This window comes from Paenibacillus sp. A14 (assembly GCF_036864815.1).
GTDB classification, from domain to species: Bacteria; Bacillota; Bacilli; order Paenibacillales; family Paenibacillaceae; genus Fontibacillus; species Fontibacillus sanfengchensis.
Window position 1 is genome coordinate 203965 of sequence record NZ_JBAGJD010000009.1, and the last position, 16654, is coordinate 220618.

The 16654-nt window shown below is 53.9% G+C and carries 14 protein-coding genes and 2 pseudogenes; 5 read left to right on the forward strand and 11 right to left on the reverse strand.

All coding sequences use genetic code 11. The annotated features are described in order from the left end of the window. Positions 1 to 4: 4 nt before the first annotated feature. Genes V4U88_RS21460 through V4U88_RS21470 form a run of 3 tightly spaced genes read right to left on the reverse strand, consistent with a single transcriptional unit; the run spans position 5 to position 2650 of the window. Positions 5 to 955: a DUF4179 domain-containing protein gene (locus V4U88_RS21460; protein ID WP_334075297.1), complete on the reverse strand. Its 951-nt coding sequence runs from the start codon at positions 953 to 955 to the stop codon at positions 5 to 7. A gap of 20 nt (positions 956 to 975) precedes the next feature. Next, positions 976 to 2115, reverse strand: coding sequence for a DUF4179 domain-containing protein (locus V4U88_RS21465; protein WP_334075298.1), 1140 nt, complete (start codon positions 2113 to 2115; stop codon positions 976 to 978). Continuing rightward, positions 2099 to 2650, reverse strand: coding sequence for a sigma-70 family RNA polymerase sigma factor (locus tag V4U88_RS21470; RefSeq protein ID WP_334075299.1), 552 nt, complete (start codon positions 2648 to 2650; stop codon positions 2099 to 2101). The genes V4U88_RS21465 and V4U88_RS21470 overlap by 17 nt, the downstream gene beginning before the upstream one ends. 297 nt (positions 2651 to 2947) lie before the next feature. Here V4U88_RS21470 and V4U88_RS21475 point away from each other — a divergent pair, with 297 nt between their 5' ends. Then, positions 2948 to 3922, forward strand: coding sequence for a sugar kinase (locus V4U88_RS21475; protein ID WP_334075300.1), 975 nt, complete (start codon positions 2948 to 2950; stop codon positions 3920 to 3922). A 96-nt stretch (positions 3923 to 4018) separates the two neighbouring features. Here V4U88_RS21475 and kduD read toward each other — a convergent pair whose 3' ends face one another. The 3 genes from kduD to kduI form a co-directional block, all read right to left on the reverse strand. Then, on the reverse strand, positions 4019 to 4774 hold the full coding sequence (gene kduD, locus V4U88_RS21480; protein ID WP_334075301.1) for a 2-dehydro-3-deoxy-D-gluconate 5-dehydrogenase KduD: 756 nt from the start codon (positions 4772 to 4774) through the stop codon (positions 4019 to 4021). 39 nt (positions 4775 to 4813) lie between these two features. Further along, positions 4814 to 5563 (reverse strand): DeoR/GlpR family DNA-binding transcription regulator, encoded by a 750-nt coding sequence (locus V4U88_RS21485; protein WP_334075302.1) that lies wholly within the window; start codon positions 5561 to 5563, stop codon positions 4814 to 4816. Between the two features lie 62 nt (positions 5564 to 5625). Beyond that, positions 5626 to 6459: a 5-dehydro-4-deoxy-D-glucuronate isomerase gene (gene kduI / locus V4U88_RS21490; RefSeq protein WP_334075303.1), complete on the reverse strand. Its 834-nt coding sequence runs from the start codon at positions 6457 to 6459 to the stop codon at positions 5626 to 5628. A gap of 473 nt (positions 6460 to 6932) precedes the next feature. Between kduI and V4U88_RS21495 the strand changes: the two genes are divergently transcribed. After that, positions 6933 to 7598, forward strand: a complete 666-nt coding sequence (locus V4U88_RS21495) for a bifunctional 2-keto-4-hydroxyglutarate aldolase/2-keto-3-deoxy-6-phosphogluconate aldolase (RefSeq protein WP_334075304.1) — start codon at positions 6933 to 6935, stop codon at positions 7596 to 7598. A 453-nt stretch (positions 7599 to 8051) separates the two neighbouring features. Here V4U88_RS21495 and V4U88_RS21500 read toward each other — a convergent pair whose 3' ends face one another. From V4U88_RS21500 to V4U88_RS21515, 4 genes and pseudogenes are all read right to left on the reverse strand, one after another. Further along, the gene (locus tag V4U88_RS21500) at positions 8052 to 9155 is read right to left on the reverse strand and encodes a Gfo/Idh/MocA family protein (RefSeq protein WP_334075319.1); all 1104 of its coding nucleotides are present in this window, start codon (positions 9153 to 9155) and stop codon (positions 8052 to 8054) included. 40 nt (positions 9156 to 9195) lie between these two features. Further along, the gene (locus V4U88_RS21505) at positions 9196 to 9927 is read right to left on the reverse strand and encodes a ThuA domain-containing protein (protein ID WP_334075305.1); all 732 of its coding nucleotides are present in this window, start codon (positions 9925 to 9927) and stop codon (positions 9196 to 9198) included. 52 nt (positions 9928 to 9979) lie between these two features. Beyond that, positions 9980 to 11146: a Gfo/Idh/MocA family protein gene (locus V4U88_RS21510; protein WP_334075306.1), complete on the reverse strand. Its 1167-nt coding sequence runs from the start codon at positions 11144 to 11146 to the stop codon at positions 9980 to 9982. A gap of 195 nt (positions 11147 to 11341) precedes the next feature. Further along, positions 11342 to 12109: pseudogene (locus V4U88_RS21515) on the reverse strand (helix-turn-helix domain-containing protein); the annotation flags it as partial. A 203-nt stretch (positions 12110 to 12312) separates the two neighbouring features. Between V4U88_RS21515 and V4U88_RS21520 the strand changes: the two are divergent. Genes V4U88_RS21520 through V4U88_RS21530 form a run of 3 tightly spaced genes read left to right on the forward strand, consistent with a single transcriptional unit; the run spans position 12313 to position 14973 of the window. After that, complete coding sequence (locus V4U88_RS21520; RefSeq protein WP_334075308.1) at positions 12313 to 13365, forward strand: ABC transporter ATP-binding protein; 1053 nt, start codon at positions 12313 to 12315, stop codon at positions 13363 to 13365. Positions 13366 to 13370: 5 nt separating this feature from the next. Then, entirely contained in the window at positions 13371 to 14162 is a 792-nt protein-coding gene (locus V4U88_RS21525) for an ABC transporter permease (RefSeq protein WP_334075309.1), read from the forward strand. Position 14163: 1 nt separating this feature from the next. Then, positions 14164 to 14973, forward strand: a complete 810-nt coding sequence (locus V4U88_RS21530; protein WP_334075310.1) for an ABC transporter permease — start codon at positions 14164 to 14166, stop codon at positions 14971 to 14973. Between the two features lie 605 nt (positions 14974 to 15578). On the opposite strand, the pseudogene V4U88_RS21535 reads toward V4U88_RS21530, so the two are convergent. Further along, a pseudogene (locus V4U88_RS21535) lies at positions 15579 to 16526 on the reverse strand (IS3 family transposase); the annotation flags it as partial. Positions 16527 to 16654 lie beyond the last annotated feature (128 nt).

Here is a 16654-nt window from a genome sequence, read left to right on the forward strand (position 1 = left end):
CGTTTTATTTTTTTAGGGAAAGAGTAAGTTCCGCATCTTGCAGATAGACTTTTTTCGGAGCCCCGTTATCGTCTTTTTCCAAGCTATACGGCTTCACGATAATAGAGTTGGGAGTGGCCGCGAAGGAAGGATACGTCATATCGAAGTAGCGTTGATTTTTGACGACGCCATCCCATGTTTGCAGCAAAGGGGTTAGTACATTTCCCTTATTGTCCGCGATATCGAATCTCAAGTTCTTTAAATCCTTGATCTGCTTATGAGAGCCTTCCGCAGCCAATTCCAACCGGCTCGAATAAGGGGTTAGCTCTACGCGCTTTACGGTATAACTTAAATTTCCCGCTTTCTTCACAACAGCTTTATTCAAAACCGTACTTTGCTCAGCTTGTTTTTTAACCTGCACTTTAAAGGTGAAAGGATCATCTACGCCCGATACGTAAGCTTTAACCGTAAGTTCGAATTGTTTGGGGAAAAACACGGTTCGCGGACCTTTATCGGACTGGTCGTTGAAGGAGATCACCATACTGTTACCGTCATTTATCGAGGATCTTCCGTAAGACTTCAGATCCTGTTTTTTGCCGTTGATATAAATCTCGTGATATAGCAGAACCCCTTTTTTCTCGACATTGGTCACGTCATCCAGCGTTGTTTCAAGATTGTCGCCTTCTCTTTGCAAAGCGAACGAAACTCTGGCTCCGTCATAGAGATAATCGGTCAATTTCAAGGTGACGCCATCCTTCGTCACTTTTTGATTTTGAACTTTCGTCGTACCCTGTTTGGCCGCTTTTAGGAGACCAGGATCATTTTTTACCCCTTCAAAAAGACTTTGGGTAGAAGCGGTTTCTTGATTCGCCGCTTTCGCCGTAACCGTACTGGATAGGGCCGTTCCGCTTGCGGTTAAAACCGAAACGGCAAGCAAGGCAACGGCGATTTTACTGTCAATTAGTTTGCTGATCATTATGTTCAACTCCTCGCAAGTTAGTTATTATTCAGCGGAATCGTCATTTCCAAATCTTCGTGATAGATTTTTTCTTTTTCTCCAGCAACCATCCAGTCCGATTTATTGACCGTATAGGTATAAGGTTTGATCGTAATGGATTTTGGTGTCGTTTTGAACGGGCTGTACAGCTCTTCGTCATGATATTGAGCTTTTGGCGCTTCTTGATAGGACGGGATCAGAATCTGCTCGATCGAGTTTCCGTTATCATCGACAATATCAAAATACATTTTGCTGGCCGCAAACTCGCCGGTTTGTTTCTCAGTCACAGGGACTGTGCCTTTGCTGTCAATCACCACTTTGGTGGAGCCTGGAGTAAGTTGAACCTGTTTCACCGTATAACTGAAATCGCCTTTGCTCATGGTTTTTTCCGGATGGACGGAAAGAGTCGGCTGAACTTTGGTGATCGGGATTTTCAGTTCGAAAGGTTCATTCACCTGGGTGACTTTGGCTACCAGCGTCAATTCAAATTGATCCGGAAGATTCGCCTCTTCCAGGCCTTTTCTTACGTTGAAAATAAAGGCGTCTTGTTGACCGGGAACTTCCCCGCTATCGATGGACAACCCTTTCACGGGTTTGCCGTCAACGATGGCTTCCATCGTGGAACGCCAGTCAATATAACCTTTTACTTTCTCGCTTTGATCGATGGTTTGCCAAGGCATCATGACATCTTTCAGATCCACTCCCTCGCGGGTGATCGATACGCTTAAACGATTTCCATCGTAATAAGCTTCCGACACTTTCAGAGTGATGCCATCGTGCGTCACACTTGCATTCGGAGAAGACAGAAGCCCTTTTTCAGCGGCTACCCGAAGGCTTGGGTCCTCGTTTTTAAATATGCTGCCGATCACAGGCAAGTTTTCCAAAGTGGCCGCCATGGCCGGAGAAACGAAACCCGAGCCGATCACGGCTCCTCCCAACACAAGCGTTGCTGCGGCGGTAAGCCCAAGTCTTTTTACCATTTTCATATGAATAACGACTCCTTTTTGCTGATTTGAGTTGCTCATCTCTTGTTCCATAATCATTTGATAGGTTTTATCCATTCTTTGACGCGTACTTTGGGGCAGTTGATTAGGCTGCTGTGAACGCAGTTTCGACATTTCTTCAGTAAAATGTTCCATAGTTTATTTTTCCCTCCTTCTGATCTTGTTGATCGCTATAAGACTGCATCAGTTTTTGCCGGGCACGAAAAAGCCGTGTTTTTACGGCAGCCGGTGTCAATTGCAAAATGTTGGCTACCTGATTGATATTCATATCCTGGTAGTAATGAAGGACAATTACAATCTTCAGATTCTCTTCGAGACGATCCACTGCATCCCGTAAGTCCACTGCGGAGTATTCATTGCGCTGCAAACCGCCGAATTGCGCCGTATCGCCGATGGCTACGGTTTTTTTGTTCTTTTCCAGGATTCTCAGACATTCATTGATTAAAATTCGAAAGATCCATGTCTTGAAATAAGAAGGCTCCCGCAAAGCGTGGATGGATTTAAAAGCTTTTAAGATGGCCTCCTGCATGGCGTCATCACAATCTTCCGGTCTTTTGACGATGGCCCAGGCAGTTTGATAGAGCTGCAGTTCCGTCCGTTTCATCAACTCAACAAAGGCATTACGATCTCCGGCTATGGCTAACCGTATGTTTTCCTCACTAAACTCCAAAGGGTTTCACCTCTCTTCTCTTTTAAATCGACTATTAGATCGGCCAACGGCCGGGAAGGTTACATACAAATTTTTTACCGTTATTTCAGAAAACCTTATTTCTAGGGAAAGCGCAAGTTTCGGGATGTCCGGCTTCTTGTTGCATGCCGGTTTCAGAAGGATTTTTTCGTCCCGGTGTTACTAAAAACATAGTCCGGAAGAGAGAATCATGAGATAATAGAAGAAGCAGCCAATGGACAGATTTGGAACATACCCGACGTAACGGCTCGATCGACTGAGAGAAGGTGAAACGAGAAAATGCAAGCTTCCCATTTAACTGAACAACGATCTCCCGAGGTGGTTACTTTTGGCGAAAGTATGGCTCTGTTAATCGCCGAAGGGGGGAAAGGACTGGAGTACACGAATGCCTTGACACCATCGTTTGGAGGGGCTGAATCCAATGTCGCGATCGGATTGGCTCGTCTCGGCCATGCCTCCGGCTGGTGCGGACGGCTTGGCGACGACCCGTTTGGGCACCGCGTGATCAAGGCGATTCGGGGCGAAGGGGTGGACGTCTCCCGCGCGCAGCTTACCGCTGAGGCGACGACCGGGTTGATGATCCGGGAGAATGTCGCGGGGAAGAGTTCGGTCCATTATTACCGCAAGCTGTCCGCCGCCAGCCGGATGCGGCCGGAACATCTGGACGAGGCTTATATTGCCGGCGCCCAGATCCTCCACGTCACCGGCATTACCCCGGCGCTGAGCGATTCCTGCGCGGAAACGGTGGCCGCCGCCATGGATCTGGCCAAGCGCCACGGCGTGAAAGTCAGCTTCGATCCGAATTTGCGGCTGAAGCTATGGGACCTTGAAGCGGCGCGAAAGGTGCTTTTGCCGCTTGCTATGAAAGCGGATTATTTTTTGCCGGGGCTGGATGAATTGAAGCTAATGTACGAGACCGAATCCCTGGAAGACATTCTTTCCCGGCTTCGCGAGCTTCCCGGTGTAAGCGTTATTAAGGGCGGCATGGATGAAACCTATCTGTACGAGCACGGCAAACTGACCCCGGTTCCTTATTATAAAGTCGATCATGTGATCGATACGGTGGGTGCCGGGGACGGCTTCTGCGCAGGCTTTCTTTCCGGTCTGCTGCGGGGGTATACCTTGGAAGAAGCGGTCCGGCTCGGCAACCTGATCGGCTCCCAGGTGATTCAGGCCGTCGGTGATTGGGAAGGGCTGCCGAGCGCCGCGGAAATCGAGCGGCTGTTGAGCGGAGCAGGGCATGTGGAGCGGTAACCCGCTCCGCTAAGATAGTAGTTCAGACGAGAAGAAACCCGCCAGGAGATATGCTCCGTGGCGGGTTTCTTCGTTTGCCGGATCGCGGCGGCAGGCTTATCTGGCCATCCATCCGCCGTCGACGCAGAGGATGTGGCCGTTTAAATAGTCGGAGGCGGAGGAGGCGAGGAAGACGGCGGGGCCCTTCAGGTCCTCCGCGGTCCCCCAGCGTCCGGCCGGAATCCGCTCCGTAATGGAGGCGGTTCTCTGCTCATCGGCCCGGATCGGCGCCGTATTGTCCGTCGCCATGTAGCCCGGGGCGATGGCGTTGATCTGGACGCCGCTTTGCGCCCACTCGTTCGCGAAGGCCTTGGTCAGGCCGGCGACCCCGTGCTTGGAGGCGGTGTAGCCGGGGACATTGATCCCGCCCTGGAAGGAAAGCATCGAGCAAATGTTGATGATTTTGCCGCTGCCTCTCTCAAGCATCGGTCTGGCGACGATTTGCGATAGCAGGAACACCGTATTCAGGTTGATGTCGATGACATCGAACCAGTCTTTCTGACTGTGGTCCTTGGCCGGCGTGCGGCGGATAATGCCCGCGTTGTTGACAAGGATATCGATCTGACCGGTCAGCTTGAGCGATTCGTCGAAAATCGCTTGAAGCCTGTTATGCTGACTAAGGTCCGCTTCAATGGCGGAGGCTTTCCGGCCCAAAGCTTTAACGCGCTCCGCGGTTTCCTCACTCGAGGCGTAGGAGACGCAGACGATGTCGGCTCCCGCTTCCGCCAAGCCTAGGGCGATGCCTTGTCCAAGGCCGCCTGATGCCCCGGTTACCAGGGCGGTTTTTCCTGTAAGATCGAATAAACTATGCATAGGACGAACACTCCTTAACTAAATTGGATGATATAAAAATCACTCGATAGGAATTCCGGCCTCCGCAAAAGCCCTCGCCATCTCCTTATCCAGATCGTTGTCCGTAATGATCCGGGTAAGTTCCTGCAGGGACGCAAACGTCCGAAGCGCGGTCTGTCCGAATTTATGATGGTTGACGACGGCGATCACTTCATGGGCCGTATCGATCAAGGCCCTTTTGAACTCGATAAAGTCCCCGGTGTAGATGGACAATCCATGCTCGGGATGAATGCCGGTCGTGGAAATGAACGCCTTGCGGATATTCAGCTTTTGGATATAGGCTGTGGCCTCGGGACCGGCAAGCATATTGCGGACCCGGTAACCGCCCGGTACGACGAGACGGATCTGATCCTTTACAGCCAGCTCGCTGATGATGTACACATCGTTGGTAACCACGGTGAGCGGCTGATTGTCCAGGCGGCGGGCGATTTCCAGCGTCGTGCTGCCGCCGTCCAGGGCGATGATGTCGTTTGCTTGAATGTGAAGCAGGGCTTTGCGGGCGATCTCGCCTTTCTCCTCGGCATGCTTCACCACGGGCTCCTTGGCGGGAAGAATGCCGAACTGGTCTCCCTGGGCCAGGACGGCTCCTCCATGGACCCGCACGATAAGTCCCTGCTCCTCAAGACGGGTCAGATCCTCGCGGATCGTTTTGCCCGTTACTCCCAGCTTGTCGCTCAGCTCCGCCACGGTCACCTCTTTGTTCGTCAGCAGAACCTCCATAATTTTTTCGTATCGTCGTATCGAGCTCATTGGGGCGTCAACTCTTCCGTTAGAAATTGATTTGTTAAAAAGTCCGAATCGGCTTAACCCTCTTATTGTAAATCCTTCATCGGAACGGCGTCCATATCCGCGTACGCTTTGTTGTCTCCGGCCATGCCCCAAATAAACGTATAATTGCTCGTTCCCACACCGCTATGAATCGACCAGCTCGGAGAAATGACGGCCTGCTCGTTCCGCATGACAATATGGCGCGTTTCGTTCGGCTCACCCATCAGATGGAAGACAACCGCATCTTCGGGGAGATCGAAGTACATGTAAGCTTCCATCCGGCGGGGATGAACGTGCGCAGGCATCGTATTCCACATGTTGCCGGTTTTGAGCTGGGTCATGCCCATGACCAGCTGTGAGCTTTGAATGCCGTTCTCATGGATGAAGCGGTGGATCGTCCGCTCGTTGGAATTTTCAATGGAGCCCAGCGCTCCGGATTCCGCTTCGGCCAGGGTGGTTTTAGCCGCCGGAAACGGCCTGTGAGCCGGTGCCGAATTCAAGTAAAACTTGGCCGAATTTGCGGCGTCTTTGCTTTTAAAGATGACCTCCTTGGTCCCCATCCCGATATAGAGACAGTCCTTGTGCTCCAGTTCATAGGAGGTGCCGTCCACGACAATCACGCCGGGTCCGCCGACATTAATGGCCCCGAGTTCCCGGCGCTCCAGGAAATAGGCCACCCCCAGCTCTTTGAGATCTACTTCAAGCTTCACATCCTTTTGCACAGGGGCCGCTCCGCCAATAATCAGGCGATCCTCATGCGTCAGCACGAGTTCCAGACGGTCCGGCGTAAACAAGGTCGGGATATGAAACTCCTGGCGCAGCCGCGCTGTGTCGAACTGTTTGACTTCATTGGGGTGGGAGGCGTAACGTCTTTCCATAAAAACACTCCTCTTTTCGTTTATTTAGGTTTATAATGTTCATATAGGTTTACATTAAATCTTTTGGGTTCATTTTGCAAGCGGTTAACCCAAAATAGAATGAGGTGATGCTCGTTCAAAAGAGAGAACTACATAAGTTGAACCAATAAATTTGCAATAGGCAAGAGTGTGAAATGATTGGGGAGTAGCTTTCTGTAAGAAAGCTGTTTCGGAAGCATAGGCTGAGCGAGCCTCTTTGACCGGATTCGGAAGAACATTTCACACCACGGCTGCCTTACACGCAAATCAATAGTTTCAACTTATATAGAAGGAATTTGAACTGAACAGACATGGACAAATTTTCAACGAACAGTAGAAAACAAGCTTTAGCCGACAGCATAACCATGATAGGATAATGAGTAAGAAAAGGCTTTCATGCCATTTTGGGACGGGTAGACTCTTTAACTAATCTGAAGGGAAGAGGGAAAACGAATATGAAAAAGCTGCAGCTTACCCAAAAAATCGCCGAGGAGGGTGTCGTGGCCGTACTGCGCGGCGAGACGCCGGAGCAAGTGGTGGAGATGGCCGAGCAGGCGATTGCCGGCGGGATTAAGGTCATTGAGGTGACGATGACCGTTCCGTTTGCGCTGCGGGCGATCGAAACGTTGGCCCGTAAATATGCCTGGAACGCAAAGGATCCTTCGGCGTTTGCGATTATCGGTGTCGGCACGGTGCTGGATCCGGAAACCGCGCGCGCCGCCATCCTGAGCGGGGCCGAGTTTGTAGTCGGGCCGAGTCTGAACCGGGAGACCGTTATGCTCTGCAACCGGTACCGGATTCCGGTGATGCCCGGGGCGATGACGATCAAGGAGATCCAGGAGGCGCTGGAGCTGGGCGTGGACATCGTCAAGCTGTTCCCTGGCAACCTGTACGAACCGTCGATGATCAAGGCGATCAAGGGCCCGCTTCCGCAGGCGAACATCATGCCGACCGGCGGCGTGTCCCTGGACAATCTGGGGCAATGGATTCAGGCGGGCGCCGTGGCGGTCGGCATCGGCTCGGATTTGACGAGCGAGGCCTTGAAGCAGCAGGACTTCTCGCTGATCGCCAATAAGGCGGCTGCCTACAAGGAAGCGTTTCTCCGGGCCAAGGCCCGGTAAGAGGGAGGATGGCGGGGTCCGGGGACTCCGCCTTTTTTTTGATGGATTCCCTCTAGCCGAATATGACGGGAAGATGCGAAATTAGGCGGCCGTGTTGACGAGCCTGGATTCGGTAAGTCGGATGAGTCGGGGAGTCGGGTGAGTTGATAAAGTCGGCGAGTTGATGAGTCGGAAATTCGGATTAGCTGGAAAAGTTCCCGTTAATCTGTCGCGGGGCTAATGCGGTACGTGAATAACTGGAAAATCTCCAGTTATTTTGAGCGTAGGAGGCCGATTTGCGCCGATGGGCCGGGGATTAGCTGGAACAATTCCAGGTAATGGGGCGAATAGCGAGGAGAGCTTCAAAATAACGGGAGAAAATCCCGTTAGTTATGCAGCCAAAGGCATAGAAGCGGAAAAGCCGCTGATCTGTTCAGCGGCTACGGGTTTCTCTTATGTGTTGCGCGCTCCCCGCTAGTCCAGCGTATACGGCGCGAGTCCGGCCGGCAGTGCCGCGGGCCGCTCGCATCGGCTCTGCATCGCGTAGTAGCTGCCCGTGTCGGACGAGGCGTGGAACGCCCACATCGCCTCCAGCACATGGTAGGCCAGCTCCCCGCTGGCCCGGTGCGGCCGCCCCCGCAGCAGGGCGCCGGCCATATCGGCCGGGCCGATGCCGCGGCTGTTGGCCTCGTAGCCGGGCAGCAGCGGCTGCTCCGTCCACGCTTCCTCGCCGGTGCGCCGGTATTTCACCGGCCCGCCGAAGGTGTTCGGGTCCGGCACCAGTAGGGTGCCTTCGGTCCCGTGAATCTCGATCGGCGGAAGCGTGCTGCCGCTGAAAATATCAAAGCTCGTGATCAGGCTCGCGATCGCCCCGCTATGAAATTCCAGCGTGCCGGCCACATGCGTCGGCACCTCGACGGCGACCCGGGCCCCGCGCTTCTTCTCGCTCGTGATGATCCGCTCGGGCAGCGCCTTGCCGGTAATGCCGGCGACGCGGCGGATCGGCCCGAGCAACTGGACGAGCGCGGTCAGGTAGTAGGGCCCCATGTCGAACATGGGCCCGCCGCCCGGGGCGTAGTAAAATTCCGGGTCGGGATGCCAGTGCTCATGGCCGCGGCTCATCATAAACGCTGTGGCCGATACCGTGCGCCCGATCGCGCCCTCTTCAATCAGGGCCAGCGCGGTCTGAATGCCGGCGCCGAAAAACGTCTCCGGCGCGCATCCCACCATCAGGCCCCGCGCCTTGGCGGCCTCGAGCACCCGCCGCCCGTCTTCCAGCGAAATGGCGAGCGGCTTCTCGACATAGACATGCTTGCCCGCTTCCAGCGCCCTCAGGCTGACTTCGGCGTGCACGGCCGGGATCGTCAGGTTCAGCACGAGCCGGATGTCCGGATCGGCCAGCAGTTCCTCGGGCGTGCACGCCCGGGGAATGCCGTAAGCGGCGGCTTGCTCCCGGGCGCGTTCCGGATTTAAATCCGCGCAGGCGACCAGATCGAGAACGCTGAATTTTTGGCAGTTTTCCATATAAATGCCGCTGATTTTGCCGCAGCCGATAATTCCGATTTTGATCTTGTCCATGTTGCGGTTCGTCTCCATGTTCATCCTCAATTTCTCCTCCCTATGCCCGATACTGGCTGTCGCCCATCCCGGTGTAGCTTGAGCCGGTGCCTCGGCTTTGGGAAAGGGCCAGGTTCTTGCCCTCGGCCGCCCACAGCAGTCCCCGGGTCATCAGTTCTTTTACGGGGGGAAGTTCGACGATGTCGGCATGGTGGCCCAGCGAGTTGTAATAGACGCGCCCGTGCCCCCAACGCTTGGTCCATACGACGGGCATGTCGACCGCTTTGTTGAAACGGTGCGGGCCGTCCGCCACGGGAAACCGGGTTGTCGCCAGCACCTCGACGGCGGGGTCTACGTGAAGATAGTATTGTTCCGTCCGGACGAGGAAGTCGTCCATGCCGTCCACCAGCGGGCTGGAGCTCTGCTTGATCTCCACTTTGTACTCGACCCCGTCGTTTCCGGGATGCGCCACCCATTGGCCGCCGGTCATAAACTGCCAGTCCACGTTGCTGCGGAAGGAATCGCACATCCCGCCATGGCAGCCGGCGAGCCCGGTCCCGGCCTGGACGGCGGCGGACACGTTGTTCACCAGTTGCTGGGCGATGTCTCCCATCGTCCATACCGGGACGATTAAATCCAGCCCTAGCAGTTTCTCGGCATCGGCATAAGCCTCCAGCGTGTCCGAGACCTCCACCTCGAACCGGTGTTCCCGCAGGATGCCGGCAAAAATCGCCGCCACTTGCTCCGGCTCATGACCGTCCCAGCCGCCCCATACAATCAGCGCTTTTTTCATGTTTATCCCTCGTCTCCTTAAAACCGGATCCAACCGGTCCTCTGATTGGTTTCTACATTTCCGCAAGGCCGACCCAGCGGCGTTCGAGAACCGAACGCTCCACCGCTTCCAGCACCGCCTGGCACCGCACACCGTCCCGGAAGTTCGGTACCGGGTTGCGCCCTTCGGAAATCGCCTGGGTGAGCTCCAGCACTTCATGGATGAAGGTGTGTTCAAAGCCGATCGTATGGCCCGGGGGCCACCAGGCCTCGGCGTATGGATGCGCTGGATCGGTAGCCAGCACGCGCCGGAAGCCCTGCACGTCCTCCTCGTCGGAGGTAAAATAAACCTCCAGCTCGTTCATCCGTTCAAAATCAAACCTCACGCTGCCCAGGCTTCCGTTAATTTCAAACGCGTTCGTGCTGCGGTGTCCGGCCGCAAACCGCGTCGCCTCGAAGCTTCCCAGCGCCCCGTTCTCGAAACGGGCCAGAAACAGCGTGGCGTCGTCCACGGTGACCGGGCCTTTCGGCGCATCTTTCCCTTTGGCGCCTTTGGCGCTGAGCCCGGTCATTTCTTCGGCCAGCGGCCGCTCCTTGATGAAGGTTTCACTCATCCCGATCACTTCGCGAATATCGCCGACCAGGTAGTGGGCGAGGTCGATCAGGTGCGCCCCGAGGTCGCCGTGGGAGCCGGAGCCCGCGATCTCCTTCTGCAGCCGCCATACGAGCGGGAAGTCCGGATCGAGAATCCAGTCCTGAAGAAACCAGGCCCGGAAATGATAAATTTTCCCGAGCCGGCCGCTTTCGAGTAGCTTCTTGGCCAGCTGGACCGCGGGAGAGAACCGGTAGTTGAAGCCGACCATGTGGAGAACCCCGGATTCCTCGGCGGCCTCCAGTATCTCGCGGGCGTCCCCCAGTGTAAGCGCTAACGGTTTTTCGCAAAAAATATGCTTCCCGGCCCGGGCGGCAGCCAGCGCGATTTCCTTATGCGCGTTGCTGGGGGCGTTGATGTCGATCAAATCGATATCGTCCCGAACGACCAGCTCCTTCCAGTCGGTGACATAAGCCCGCCAGCCCATTTGATCCGCCGCTTCGGCCACGGCCTTGCCGTCTCTTCCGCACAGGACGGCCATTTCGGGTTTTACCGCTTGGGGGAAAAACATCGGGAGGGAACGATAGGCATTGCTGTGGGCTTTTCCCATAAACTTGTAACCGATCATACCTACGCGCAACTGATTCATAGAATTCCTCCATCACGGATGATTTGGCTATTTCAAAATCAATCTTCAGGCTACCCCTATTATAAAAAAACTGAGCGGCGAATCTCTCGCCACTTTATGCTCCCAAACTGGTCAAAAATTGCACTCAGGCACTGTTCATTTCGTCTCCTTGCGGTATGCGGACGGGGAATGCCCCTGAAATTCCCGGTACACCCTGTTAAAAGTGCGGATGCTGCCGAATCCGCATTCCAGCGCGATTTCGGTGATGCTGGCGGCGCTGTTTTCCAACATTCTTTTGGCGCTGTGCACCCGAATCGTATGGAGAAACGTTTTGAAATTCATGCCGACGTTCTTTTTAAACATACGACAAAAATAAGAGGGACCCATTTGAAAGTGAGCCGAAATCGTCTCGACGGACAAGTCCTCCCGGTAATGGTTCTCGATATAGGAGAGGATCTGTTGAATGCGATCCCGCCCGGGATCGGCCTCATCCTGAGCCGGCGGAACGGAGATGATGTCAAGCTGGCGCAGCAGCGTTCCGCACAGTTCGGCCAAGCTGGCCTGAATGAACAATTCATGGCCGCGCAGGGCGTCTCTTTTTTCGCGTAGGGTCCTCTCCAGCAGTGGATGAATCAGCGGGGCGAGATCATGCTGCCGGCCGCAAATAAACGGGGAGGCAAAGCGGACGCCGGCAGGCCAGCCCAATGCTTTGCCGACCATCTCCGGATGAAAAATAGCGATGATAATCACAGAGTTAAGGCCCCTGCTGTCGTAGAAGTGAATATCGTTGCTGCCGATGACGGCCATATCGCCTTGACCGAGAAGCCGGCTTTCCTTATTGACTCCGATCCGGATCTCGCCCGACTCGACATAAACGAATTCCACCTCGGCATGGAAGTGGGGATAAAAATCGAGGTCCGCGGACCGGTGAATGACCATCGGCAGCCCTTGATCCAACTTCCAGTTTTGATAAAAAGAATTCATGGTTCCTCCTTTCCCGCAGCCGGATGCAACGGTTCATTTGTCCACATCATAGCGGGTGGCGATAGAATTGTCTAATTGTGCCTCGGTGCTGCATTGAGTTTAAAAAAGAAGGGGATAAGTTCCCTAATTTTTAGGGTAGGAAGGCGGCCGGCTTTTCTTTTATAATAGTAAGGAATTGGAAGCCAAAAGGAAGGGATTGCCACTTGAGTCTGATTGAAACGAAAGGCCTGCGGAAGGTATTCCGGCAGGCGGTGAAAGAACCCGGGTTGGCCGGGGCGGTTAAGCATTTGTTTACCCAGCGCTATCGCGACAAATACGCGGTGGAGGGGATCGATCTGACCATCGAGGAAGGGGAGACCGTCGCCTATGTCGGGCCCAACGGCGCGGGCAAGTCGACGACGATCAAAATGCTTAGCGGCGTGCTGGTACCGTCCGGTGGTGAAATTCGGGTGGACGGGCTTGTCCCCCACAAGCAGCGGATGGAGAACGCTCAGCGGATCGGGGCGGTTTTTGGCCAACGGACCCAGCTGTGGTGGGACATCCCGGTTCGCGAATCGCTCGGGCTGCTCCGGGATATCTATCAGGTGCCGCCGGAAACGTTCAAAAGAAACATGGATGCGTTTGCAGAACTGCTCGGGATGGAGGATTTTCTTCATTTATCCGCCCGCAAGCTGTCGCTCGGTCAGCGGATGAGGGCCGATCTGGCCGCAGCTCTGCTGCATGATCCCAAAATCGTCTATCTGGATGAGCCGACGATCGGCCTTGATGTGGCGGTCAAGCACCGGATTCGGGACTTTATTAAGGAAATGAACCGCAATAAAGGCACAACGATGCTATTGACCACGCATGATCTGGGGGATATTGAGGATTTATGCGAGCGGCTTATCATTATCGACCAAGGCCGGATCATATACGACGGCAAACTGCGGGAAGTTAAGGACGCGTTTGCGCGTGAGCGAACGATACATATGCAGCTGAGTTCACCGATTCCGGAAGCGGAGAGCCTGTTTCGGGATCTTCCCGATGTCCGGCTCGTCCGGCCCGCAGAGGAGCAGAGTCAGGGTACGCTATCCTTATCCATTCGGTTCGACCGCTTCCGCTGTACGGCCAGCGATATCGTCAAGCGGCTAATGAGCCGGGGCGAAGTCGTAGATTTTCGCATCGACGAGCCCAGCATCGAGGAGATCATCCGCCAAGTTTACGAGGGCCAACTGGATTCGGAGTCCTTATCGCTGGCAGGAAGGGGGAGCGCCTGACGGTCATGAAAAAATACCTTTCCCTGGCACTCTGTTCCATGCAGAATACGCTCGCTTACCGGCTATCTTTTATATTGAACTTTTTGGCCAATTTTATCGGGCTGATCGCGATGTACTGCCTCTGGCAGGCCATCTATACCGGAAGGGCGGAGCTTTCCGGCTTTACGTGGGAACAGATGCAATCGTACCTGCTGATTACCTTTTTCGTGAACTCCATGCTGTCCTATTATTCGGAATCGAGCATCACCAACAAAATTATCGACGGCAGCGTCATGATGGACCTGCTTCGCCCGATTCAGTTTCAAAAAGCCAGGCTGGCGGAATCCCTTGGCTCCTGTGTCCTGGAAGGGCTGCTGAGCTGCCTGCTCATCGGTTTGGGGGCGGTGTTCACCCTGGGGGTTTCGCTCCCGAGCGATGCGGTGACACTGCTGTTGTTCCTGCTTAGCATGGCTTCATCGATTCTGGTCAAGTTCGGCATCGTCTATTTGTCGGCCTTGCTCTGCTTCTGGACCACCAGCGGCTTCGGCATCTACTGGGCGAGAACGGCGATCACCAATCTGTTGTCCGGGGCGCTTGCGCCGCTGGCGTTCTTCCCTTCCTGGCTGCAATCGGCGGCGATGCTGCTTCCGTTCCAGGGGATTGTCAATACGCCGGTGACGATCGGTCTCGGAATGACGGAGGGAAGCGAGGCGCTGCGACTGATCGGGATCCAGTGGATCTGGATCGTTCTGCTGTGGCTGCTCGGTAAGTGGATGTGGTCCGGGGCCGTCCGGCAAATCACGATTCATGGAGGATAAAATGTCGATCAAAAATTCACCGCGGCGGATTCTTTATTTATACTGGCGTCTTTATAGCCAGCAGTTGAAGGCGATGATGGAGTATTCCGCCGATTTCTACATTATGATCGGAGCCGCCGCCTTGACTCAAATCACCGGCTTCCTGTTTTTGTGGGTGGTTTTTTCCCGGATTCCCGACATTCAGGGCTGGGGGCTTTGGGAGATCGCTTTTATGTACGCGGCGATTTATGTTTCGGAGGGCTTCGGCTCACTGTTTTTTGAAGGCACCTGGCGGATGCTTCGTCTGGTTAACTTGGGGGAGCTGGACCGTTACCTGGTTCGGCCGGTGCCGATCGTTCTGCAGATTTTCTGCACGGGGATCGGGATGAACGGGCTCGGAAATATCGTGATCGGCGGGGCGATCATCGCGATGTCGCTGTCCCATATCGATATCGTGTGGAATCTTCAGACCATCTTTATGGCGCTTCTGCTGTTCGCCTCGGCAATGACGATCCGGGTCGCGATCAACCTGGCCGCGAATTGCTCGGCTTTTTGGATACGGAGCAGCGGCAACGCCTTCCCGGTCATGATTCATAATTTGGGCGAATTCGCCAAATACCCGATTACGATTTTTTCCATGGGGCTGCAGTTGTTCATTTCCATCGTCGTTCCGTTTGCGTTCGTCAGCTTCTTTCCGGCCGCCGCGCTGTTCGGCAGAGAGCCCTGGAGCTGGTGGGGGTGGCTGAGTCCGCTCGTGGCCGCTTATTTCGTCGGCCTGGCTTTGCTGATCTTGCGCATCGGCCTGCGGCGGTATGAGAGCGCCGGAAATTGAGGCTGGGTTTGGTTTCTAGGTTCAATTTCTGTAAGTTGGGAAATCGGCCATCGGGATTTTTGTCTTGGGCAGCCGATCGCGGATTTGTCCGTCGAGAAGTTTAACTAAGGATGGCGGCCGCTTTTTATTTGGGGCTCTAGCCAGTTGAGCTGGCGAAGCGTGCGAAACAAAAAACCACCTGCTATGCGGGTGGTGTAGTGATGCTTATAGCCAAAAACCACCTGATGGGGTCGTTATCATAGGAGTGTTCAAGCTACGATGTATAACGAAAGGAAAAGGGTGGCTTAATGGCTAATGGAAGTGATATGTCACATCCAAAGAGGCGCCTAGTGTGCTTCCAAGCTTCCAACTCCAAAAAGATGCAAATCTGCAGGTATTTAAGCCGATTCCCGAGGGAATGCGAAAAAAGATGCAAATCTGCAGGCATTTCCAGCGATTTTAGAGAAACGAGCCGGTTTCGTCGAAAATTCCTGCAGATTTGCAGGTATTTAGAAATTTTGAGTCCAAACAGGAAAAAAGCATGCAGATACGGCTAGGCCCCCTTAATCCGGAGTCCTACCCTACAATGTTTATGAATTCACAGGATTGCTCCTTATTCTGCCGTATTACACCGCTCTATGAAAGGCAGAGGTGTCTTCCAGTGTCCTCACCCATATCGAGAACTTCGCTGGAGACATTTTTCTTAAGTTACCGTGAATTTTTCGGTTGTTGTAAAAGTCCATGTATTGGTCCAGCGCCTCATAAGCTTCATCGAGGGTCATAAAGTCCCTTTGGCTAAACAGATGGCGCTCCAGGACGCTGTGAAATGACTCAATGTAGGCGTTCATATTGGGGGACCGAGGTGGTATACGCTCATGAATAAGATCCAAGCTTTCACAGGTATCTCCAAATAGCTTGCTGACGAACTGCGGACCATTGTCTGTACGAACCACCGGCATAGGCTCGCCGGGCTCTATACGGTCTTGCAAGGCATACCATAAGGTTTGGACGACTTGTTTAGCTTCGCATACTGGGCCTCTATACTGCCCTACTACCATTCGGTCAAACACATCTATAATGCTGAGTACAAAAAAGAACCGTTCCTGCCCGATCGCGTATCCATATTTAATGTCCATTTGCCAAAGTTGGTTTGACCCCGTTATAACTCGATTTCTCGGTAATCGGCGAGGGTGGGAACGTACGCGCTTTCTAGGTTTCTGCAATATGTCTAACTCTTGGCAAAGTCGATAAGACTTCTTTTTGTTGAAGATGAGATCATACTTATCTCGAAGGGATTGGGCCAAAAACTTATAACCATAGACAAACTCTTCTCCTTCAAGGAGTTCGAGCAGCCATTCTTTGATTTGTGCGTCGCTAACTTTCTCACCTGTAGCCGTGTAAGAGTATCCAGGCACGGGACGACCTGCACGGCTTTCGGTTGGACGTTCTTCGCCTTTTTCTGCTGACTGGGCCAGTCGCTTTTTACGGTCGTAATACGTTGATTCTGACAACCCAAGAATGCGCAGCACAACAGCTGCCGGTTCCCCCCGCTTAATGAATGGGTCGGCTATTTCAAATTTTTCAGATAAGCGGGGTTTTTCTTTTTTAGCAACTCTCGCAAAATTTCGATTTCGAGTTCTTTTTCACCAAGGACCTTAACGGCCTTTTGGTAGCGTTGCTCTACCTCCTGCAGGCGTTGCAA

What these genes read in the sequence shown, in the direction of transcription:
- V4U88_RS21460 (WP_334075297.1), bottom strand. Translation starts at nt 955, where the DNA reads ATGATCAGCAAACTAATTGACAGTAAAATCGCCGTTGCCTTGCTTGCC.
- V4U88_RS21465 (WP_334075298.1), bottom strand. Translation starts at nt 2,115, where the DNA reads ATGGAACATTTTACTGAAGAAATGTCGAAACTGCGTTCACAGCAGCCT.
- V4U88_RS21475 (WP_334075300.1), top strand. Translation starts at nt 2,948, where the DNA reads ATGCAAGCTTCCCATTTAACTGAACAACGATCTCCCGAGGTGGTTACT.
- kduD (WP_334075301.1), bottom strand. Translation starts at nt 4,774, where the DNA reads ATGCATAGTTTATTCGATCTTACAGGAAAAACCGCCCTGGTAACCGGG.
- V4U88_RS21485 (WP_334075302.1), bottom strand. Translation starts at nt 5,563, where the DNA reads ATGAGCTCGATACGACGATACGAAAAAATTATGGAGGTTCTGCTGACG.
- kduI (WP_334075303.1), bottom strand. Translation starts at nt 6,459, where the DNA reads ATGGAAAGACGTTACGCCTCCCACCCCAATGAAGTCAAACAGTTCGAC.
- V4U88_RS21495 (WP_334075304.1), top strand. Translation starts at nt 6,933, where the DNA reads ATGAAAAAGCTGCAGCTTACCCAAAAAATCGCCGAGGAGGGTGTCGTG.
- V4U88_RS21500 (WP_334075319.1), bottom strand. Translation starts at nt 9,155, where the DNA reads ATGGACAAGATCAAAATCGGAATTATCGGCTGCGGCAAAATCAGCGGC.
- V4U88_RS21505 (WP_334075305.1), bottom strand. Translation starts at nt 9,927, where the DNA reads ATGAAAAAAGCGCTGATTGTATGGGGCGGCTGGGACGGTCATGAGCCG.
- V4U88_RS21510 (WP_334075306.1), bottom strand. Translation starts at nt 11,146, where the DNA reads ATGAATCAGTTGCGCGTAGGTATGATCGGTTACAAGTTTATGGGAAAA.
- V4U88_RS21525 (WP_334075309.1), top strand. Translation starts at nt 13,371, where the DNA reads ATGAAAAAATACCTTTCCCTGGCACTCTGTTCCATGCAGAATACGCTC.
- V4U88_RS21530 (WP_334075310.1), top strand. Translation starts at nt 14,164, where the DNA reads ATGTCGATCAAAAATTCACCGCGGCGGATTCTTTATTTATACTGGCGT.